At 53.6% G+C, this 7,738-nt stretch carries 8 protein-coding genes; 3 read left to right on the top strand and 5 right to left on the bottom strand.

What is annotated here, in order from left to right; genetic code table 11:
* Window positions 1-382 precede the first annotated feature (382 nt).
* The 3 genes from F7R27_RS13255 to umuC are packed head-to-tail and all read left to right on the top strand — an operon-like array spanning window position 383 to window position 3,806.
* A complete protein-coding gene (locus F7R27_RS13255; protein ID WP_151704733.1) occupies window positions 383-2,017 on the top strand; it encodes an acyl-CoA synthetase in 1,635 nt (544 codons plus the stop codon).
* 59 nt (window positions 2,018-2,076) lie between these two features.
* On the top strand, window positions 2,077-2,535 hold the full coding sequence (gene umuD, locus F7R27_RS13250; RefSeq protein WP_476739168.1) for a translesion error-prone DNA polymerase V autoproteolytic subunit: 459 nt from the start codon (window positions 2,077-2,079) through the stop codon (window positions 2,533-2,535).
* Window positions 2,532-3,806 carry a translesion error-prone DNA polymerase V subunit UmuC gene (umuC, locus tag F7R27_RS13245; protein ID WP_151704732.1) on the top strand — a complete coding sequence of 425 codons (1,275 nt, stop codon included), beginning with the start codon at window positions 2,532-2,534 and terminating at the stop codon, window positions 3,804-3,806. Before umuD ends, umuC begins: the two co-directional genes overlap by 4 nt.
* Before the next feature lie 42 nt (window positions 3,807-3,848).
* Here umuC and F7R27_RS13240 read toward each other — a convergent pair whose 3' ends face one another.
* The 5 genes from F7R27_RS13240 to F7R27_RS13220 all read right to left on the bottom strand — a co-directional run bounded on the left by F7R27_RS13240 (window position 3,849) and on the right by F7R27_RS13220 (window position 7,616).
* Complete coding sequence (locus F7R27_RS13240) at window positions 3,849-4,301, bottom strand: hypothetical protein (RefSeq protein WP_151704731.1); 453 nt, start codon at window positions 4,299-4,301, stop codon at window positions 3,849-3,851.
* Between the two features lie 552 nt (window positions 4,302-4,853).
* On the bottom strand, window positions 4,854-5,705 hold the full coding sequence (locus tag F7R27_RS13235) for a DMT family transporter (RefSeq protein WP_151704730.1): 852 nt from the start codon (window positions 5,703-5,705) through the stop codon (window positions 4,854-4,856).
* 36 nt (window positions 5,706-5,741) lie between these two features.
* The gene (locus tag F7R27_RS13230; RefSeq protein ID WP_151704729.1) at window positions 5,742-6,146 is read right to left on the bottom strand and encodes a GFA family protein; all 405 of its coding nucleotides are present in this window, start codon (window positions 6,144-6,146) and stop codon (window positions 5,742-5,744) included.
* Between the two features lie 106 nt (window positions 6,147-6,252).
* Window positions 6,253-6,657, bottom strand: coding sequence for a RidA family protein (locus F7R27_RS13225; RefSeq protein WP_151704728.1), 405 nt, complete (start codon window positions 6,655-6,657; stop codon window positions 6,253-6,255).
* A 62-nt stretch (window positions 6,658-6,719) separates the two neighbouring features.
* Window positions 6,720-7,616, bottom strand: coding sequence for a LysR family transcriptional regulator (locus tag F7R27_RS13220; RefSeq protein WP_151704727.1), 897 nt, complete (start codon window positions 7,614-7,616; stop codon window positions 6,720-6,722).
* Window positions 7,617-7,738 lie beyond the last annotated feature (122 nt).

Genomic DNA, 7,738 nt, shown 5'->3' with positions numbered 1-7,738 from the left:
CAAAAGAGATCATCACAGAGCTGCGTGAAAGCGGTGATGCTCTGACCAAGAAGACCACTGAGCACTTCCTGCAGTCACTGAACGTTCTGCGTACCCGTACCGAAACGGTTGACCAGGCCTTCCTGGCGGCACGTCAGAAGTTCTTCCATATGACCTGATGGGTTCCGCGCGGCAACTCAGATCGGCTGCCGCGCAACCTCCAACACTGGCCGGTACACCCCGGCCGGTGTTATCCAGCCGGTTTAATTCAGTCTCTCTGTTTTACCCAAGCTCCCAGCATCCTCCTTGCATCAGTTGCTTATTAAGACTAACTGACAGCTTGTCATATAAGGGGAAATACGTATGCTGACAGCAGAGACAGGGATAAATACCGGAGAATAAAATGAATAAGCACAATCTCTATGCACTGGGTCTTGAGCAGAACCAGGCCAACTATACCCCGCTGACCCCTTTAAGCTTCATTACCCGTGCCGCAGATGTCTACCCGAACAGAACAGCAGTAGTGCATCAGAGCCTGCGCCGCACCTGGGCTGAGACCTATCGCCGCTGCTGCCAGCTGGCAAGCGCCTTGCACAAACGAGGTATCGGCAAGGGGGATACCGTAGCCGTCATGGCCCCCAACCTGCCCGAAACCTTCGAAGCCCATTTCGCCGTGCCCATGGCTGGTGCTGTGCTGAATGCACTCAACATCCGTCTGGATGCCGAAGCGATCAGCTTTATCCTGCAACATGGCGAAGCCAAAGTGGTCATTGTGGATCGCGAATTCTCCGAAGTGATTCAGCGCGCCGTTAGGATGATGGCCAACAAGCCTCTGGTAATCGATATCGACGACCCCTTCTACGAAGGTGGAGAACTGATCGGCGAAAAAGACTATGAAGCGCTACTGAGCGAAGGCGATCCCGACTTTGCCTGGCAGATGCCCGAGGATGAATGGGAAGCGATCACCCTCAACTACACCTCCGGCACTACCGGTGACCCCAAAGGTGTTGTTTATCACCATCGTGGCGCCTATCTGAATGCCATGAGCAATATTGTCTCCTGGGATATGGGCCACCATCCGGTCTATCTCTGGACCCTGCCGATGTTCCACTGCAATGGCTGGTGCTTCCCCTGGGCAATTGCCGCTTCTGCCGGTGTCAGTGTCTGCCTGCGCCATGTGCGTGCCGACCATATCTATGATGCAATCAAGCTGGAAAAGGTCAACCACTTCTGCGGCGCCCCAATCGTACTTAACATGCTGAACAATGCCCCGGATGAGATGAAAACGGGCATCCAGCACGAGGTCAAGGTGATGACCGCAGGTGCCGCACCACCGGCCTCCGTCATCGAAGGGATGGAACAGATGGGGTTCCGCGTAACACACGTCTATGGCCTGACCGAAACCTATGGTCCGAGCGTCGTCTGCGCCTGGCATGATGAGTGGGATGAAAAAACCGCTACCGAGAAGGCCCGCCTCAAGTCACGCCAAGGGGTACGCGCCCCGATGCTGGAAGGGCTGATGGTCGCCAACCCCGAAACGCTGGAACCGGTACCACAGGATGGCAAAACCATCGGCGAGATCTTCATGCGCGGCAACCTGGTCATGAAGGGTTATCTGAAGAACCCCGGCACCACCGATAAATCCTTTGCCGGTGGCTGGTTCCACTCCGGTGATCTGGCGGTCTGGCATGCCGATGGCTATGTCGAGATCAAGGACCGCTCCAAAGATATCATCATCTCCGGTGGCGAGAATATCTCATCCATCGAGGTGGAGGATGTGCTGTATCGTCACCCAGCTGTACTGGAGGCCGCCGTGGTAGCAATGCACGATGAGAAATGGGGCGAAGTGCCCTGTGCATTCATCGCTTTGAAACCCAGCGCCGGCAACGTCAGTGAAGAAACGATCATCAACTTCTGTCGCGATAACATGGCACGATTCAAGGCCCCGAAAAAAGTGATCTTCTGCGACCTGCCGAAAACCTCGACCGGCAAAATTCAGAAGTTCGTACTGCGGGACCAGGCCAACAGCAAAAGCTGATTTCCAATAACCTGATTGCGTTGCAGGCATCGCTGCATCATAATACAGGTACTGTATAAATGAACAGTATCTGTATAGGTGCCACGATGTCTGTAACGTTTCTGGGCGCAGCCGCCCCTTTTCCCCGTCTGCACATGCCGCTGTTTCTTGATGTGGTGATCGCCGGTTTCCCATCACCGGCACAGGATTTTATCGAACGGACGCTGGATCTGAACGAACTGTGCATCCAGAAACCCGCAGCCACTTTTTTCGTGCGCGCTCAGGGGGACTCCATGATCGATGCCGGGATTTTCCCCGGTGATATCCTCGTGGTGGATCGCTCACTGCAGGCCGAACATGGCGATATCGTCATCGCCGGTTTCAATGCCGAACTGACGGTCAAGAAATTACAGCTGCGCCCACACCCTCGCCTGCTGGCGATGAACCCAGCTTACCCACCCATCGACATTCCCGAAGAGACAGAGCTGGAGATATTCGGTGTGGTGATTCATGTGATCCACTCACTGAAACGCTCATGACGCCCGTCTTTGCGCTGGTCGACTGCAACAACTTCTACGCCAGTTGCGAGAAGCTGTTCCGGCCGGACCTTAAACACCGCCCAGTGGTTGTGCTGTCCAACAACGACGGCTGCATCATCGCCCGTTCTGCCGAAGCCAAGGCGCTCGGTGTGCCGATGGGTGCCCCGCTGTTTCAGGTACAACAACTGATACGCCAGCATCAGATCGTAGTATTCTCATCCAACTACCCGCTCTATGGCGATATCTCTGCGCGAGTCATGCAAGTACTGGAGGAGTTGGCCCCACGGGTAGAGGTCTACTCGATCGATGAAGCCTTTCTGGATCTGACCGGCGTGCGTAACTGTCTGTCTTTGCAGGATTTCGGCCTGCAGATACGCGATACCCTGCAACGTTGGCTGGGCATCAGCGTCAGTGTTGGCATGGCACCGAGTAAAACACTCGCCAAACTGGCCAATCAAGCGGCAAAGCGCTACCCGGCCACCGGCGGCATAGTGGACCTGAGCTGCACAACACGTCAGAAAAAACTGATGTCATTGATGTCGGTCGGTGATGTCTGGGGGGTTGGTCGGCGCCTGAGCAAGCACCTTGAAGCAATGGGGATCGACAGCGCATTAAAGCTGGCACAGACCGATCCACGCATGATGCGCAAGCGCTTCTCCGTCACGCTGGAGCGAACCATCAATGAGCTGAACGGCATCCCCTGTTTCGGGCTGGACGAAAGCCCCGCAACCAAGCAGCAGATACTCTGCTCGCGTTCCTTCGGTGAGCGTATCACCACGCTGCAACCGATGCGTGAAGCGATCGCCACCTATGCAGGTCGAGCCGCCGAAAAGCTGCGTCTGGAACAGCGCTACGCACGCAGAATAGGCATCTTTATCCGCACCAGCTCCTTCACACCCGGGCAACCCTTCTATGCGCAATCGGCCAGCCTGGAGCTGGACCTGCCCAGTGACGATACCCGCATTCTGCTCGACAGTTGCATGAAGCTGCTTGATCAGATCTGGCGCGATGGTTACGACTACGCCAAAGCTGGCGTCATGCTGGGTGACTTCTTTGCCCCCGGCACCTATCAGCCGGATCTGTTTAAAAGCAAGAGCACCCTACCCGCCAACAGCAAAGCACTGATGACCGTGCTCGATCGGATCAACCTCAGCGGCAGAGGCCGTATCCACTTCGCGCGTCAGGGCTGCCAGCAACCCTGGCGGATGAAACAGGAACACCGCTCCCCGGCTTATACGACCCGCTGGACGGACCTGCCTGGTGTGAGGTGAGCAACTAAAAATCAGTTCATTCAAACACGAACATCAGTAGAGTCACTGATCGTTTAAGTTACTGTACTTACTTTGATTTACTCTACGCTGCATATTGAAGAGACCAAGCTCTCTGGGCCTCATGCCTGATGCAAAATGCCATCGCTGTGCAAAGACGTCTCTGTTTCTCTGCGGGGAGCAATCATTTACATAAAACGTCCGTTCAGTCAGGTTCACAGTGTCGCTCTCCAGCCTCACCCAAACATTCTGAACCTGCTGTTTCAGAAGCTTTTTCTGATCTGATTCCACAAGATGATTTGAAGCGAGGAAGTCCACAACATATGCAGCCTTGGCGGCCACCTCTGGATTACTCAAGCGATCCAGTTCGGGTACAAAGTGACAAAACCAGACATGCTCAGCAACCTTGCACAGGCGCTCCCTGGAGTTTTCCAAGGTATCCAAAGGACTAGAAAACGCTAGTTCAAAATAATACTGTAACTGCTTGTCTGCATTCATTTTTCAATACCACCTAAAAACCGCGCTCCTTGAGCAAGTCAAACATGTAGAGCACATTACTCTCCAGCCGAGAACGCGAGCCTACCCCATAAGAAGCGACGCTCATACCAACCGACCTGAGCTGCTCAGCATCTATCCTCCCTATCCTTGCCAGTTCCAATATATCATTCTGATCATCTTCAGCCAATCTGTCCAATTTATGAACAGCCAAGTGCAATGGGGGAACCAGAACCTTTTTCTGACAACTTGATAGTTATCCGCTACATGGCAGTTACCCGCCTGAATCTCTCAGTTTGATAGGGTGCAGGTAGTCGGTAACAAAGATACGGTTATAGTGGTTACCAGGTAGGTGTGATGGTCACCTGAACGTGCGGTGGGTATGCCCATGAAACTCTCCTTGTTAAAATACCCCATACTGATCAGAGTATGGGCCTGCCTGTTTCCTGAATGGCAGCGGCCGGACTATAACGCGATTTAAATTGTTTACCAAATACTCAGATGGCCAAATTGTCTCTGAATGAAGTCAGTGCTCGACAGGTCAGTACGACAAAACTACGTCCCCTGCTCACGTGAGCGAGCCAGAATCACCAGCGCGATGCCACCAAGGATCGCCACCGATGCCAGCACCAGGCGCAATGACAGACTCTCGCCCAGAAAGACAATTCCGCCCAGTGCAGCAATGACCGGCACACTGAGCTGAATCGTCGCAGCGCTGGTGGCCCTCAAGGCAGGCAGGGCCGTATACCAGATCGCATAACCGATTCCAGACGCCAGCGCACCGGACGCCACGCCATACCAGAACCCGGCCATATCCACAGAATAACGGCTCAACATCAGCAGACTCAAACCTGCAGCAATCGGCGCTGCACGCAGAAAATTACCCGCTGTAACGCGCGTGGGATCACCACCACCCTTACCGCGCAGAGAATAGACACCCCAAGCGACTCCTGCCCCGAGCATCAACAGAGAACCCGCCAGAGGTGGTGCCGATAATCCCGGTAACAGCAGCCCTACCAACCCAGCAAGAGCCAGCAAAAAGCCAACCAACTGAAGGGCTGACAGACGCTCTCCCTTCCAGAAGCCACAGCTGATCATCGTCGCCTGAACAGCACCAAACAGCAGCAGCGCACCGGTCGCAGCTGTCAGACTGATGTAGGCAAATGAAAAGCCTGCCGCATACACAAACAGTGCCAATGCCGATAACCAGTTACCACCTCCAGTCCGTTCACCTTCACGCATACGAACAATCAGCCACAGCGTGACTGCGCCAGACACCAATCGAATAGTGGTAAAACTGGCCGCATCAATATCGGTCTGTAAAAGCGCCACACGGCACAGCAGCGAGTTTCCCGCAAATGCGATCATGGCCAGCGAGGTCAGAAGGATCAAGCGCAAATATGGCATGGAGTTCAGCACCTGAATATCACAGATGGAAGAAAATTATTCACGCCCCTCTCCATAAGCGGGCAGCTTATCAGCGATGTGATGCCAGCATGCCTTGTAGTTTGTATAAATATGGGCATCCACTTCAACGGGGATATCTTCATCAAACGCGGATATAGCTATCTCAATCGCCGATAGCGGTTCATTTCTGCCACGAAAGCCCAAGCTCGAGCCACACTCCGAACAGAAGCTTCTGACCGTTCCATTGCCAGCCGTATAATGCTTCAGCAGAGATTCGCCAGACACCCATCTCAGGCCACTGACGCTCACCAGGGTCGCGAAGGCTGCACCATGAAATTTACGGCACATCGAACAGTGGCAGTTTGCAACTTTCGAGCTGAACCCCTCAACGACAAATCGAACCTGACTACATAAACAGCTGCCACTGTACATTGCGTCCATTACTGCCTCCTGATTATGTTAATTTTTCACTCCAAACATACTGCTACTCACAATGCAGATACAGGCTTGATCGCCCAAACTGCACACCAAGCCTTTCGGCTCAAGTCTATACCCTTATTACCCGAGCAACCGCTTCAATCTCTAGCAGCGTGTCTGGAGACGCCAGTGAGCTGACTCCTACACCGGTCACCGCCGGGCGCGTAGTGCCGAAAGTTTCCACCATGATCGGAATGATCTTCTCCATGTGATCATCCAACTCACCGCGCACATAAACACGTAATTGGAGGACATGGCTGATATCAGAGCCGGCTTCGGCCAACACCTTTTTCAGGTTATTAATGGCATTACGGGTCTGCTCGCCTATGTTGTCACTCTTGACCTGATAGTCTGGTGTCCAGTCAACCTGACCTGAAATGAAAACCAGCCCCGATACTTCATCTACCACAGCATGTGACAGACCATGAGGGGCCCCATCATAAAGCGATTGCGGGTTGATTTTAGTAATACTCATGATGACCTCGTTGTTTTGATAAACAGTCCAGTCAGTCTAAGAGCATCAGCACCCCTTGCCCATCAAGCCATACTTGTAGCCACTACAAGTTGCAGTTGTTCCATCAGCCAGTTCAACACCGGATCTTGCCCTGCATTGGGATGCCAGGCCATTACCACCTCGAAGCCAGGCGGATACTTCTGAAGCGGAACCTCGAAAAGGCCCGGCACCGGCAGCATCCTTTCAGGGATAAACGCTACCAGCTCTGTCTGCCTGAGCAGCTCCAGGGTCATTAAAAAAGACGGTGAAGAAATGACCACATGACGTGGATATCCTTGTTGCTCAAACCAGTCTGCTGCCGAACCACACAGACCCGCTGTACCGGGAGACGTTACAACAAAATCATACTCCACTAGTTGCTGGAGCGTCAGAGGTTCGGCACGGCGAAGCGTCTCGTTGGCAGTGACGCAAAGATAGCGTTCGACAAACAACGGGCGGGACAGCAGCCCATCTGGAACATACCCAGCCGTCGTCAGTGCAAGATCTATCTCACCGAGTTGCATTCTCCGAGTCAGGCCTGCACTTTCGATAGGGATCACCAACAGCTTAAGCTTGGGTGCGAAGCGCCTGATCGCCTGCAGTTGGCTCGCCAGCACAACTTTTTGAGCATGATCTGTTGCCGAAATCACCACGCTGCGCGAGACACTGCGTGGATCGATATCTGCAGGGAGAGGCAGTTGCTGCAACTGCTGCAACACAGAATCAATTATTGGCTGAATACTGCGGGCATAAGGACTTGGCGCCATGCCCTGCCCCGTAGCAGAGAACAAGGGATCACCCAGGATCAACCGGAGCTTTTTCAGTTGCTGACTGACCGCCTGCTGGGAAAGACCCAGTTGCTCAGCCGCAGTCGATAGCGTGCCATATTTAAAGAGAGTACTCAGGGTACGCAGGTGATGAATTTCCAGCTGACTAATCATTTGATGCCACCCCAGTTAGACTTAACCGCTGAGCGGTGACGCAAGTCACTTGCCACGCTCACCCTATGCAGGGTCATTTGCAACAGGATTATGCGAGTTTGCCACCATCCTGCTTACCCGCT

This window comes from Nitrincola alkalilacustris (assembly GCF_008973755.1).
Classification (GTDB): Bacteria; Pseudomonadota; Gammaproteobacteria; order Pseudomonadales; family Balneatricaceae; genus Nitrincola; species Nitrincola alkalilacustris.
The sequence above is the reverse complement of the archived record's forward strand: the minus strand, read 5'-3'. Positions and strand labels throughout refer to the sequence as shown.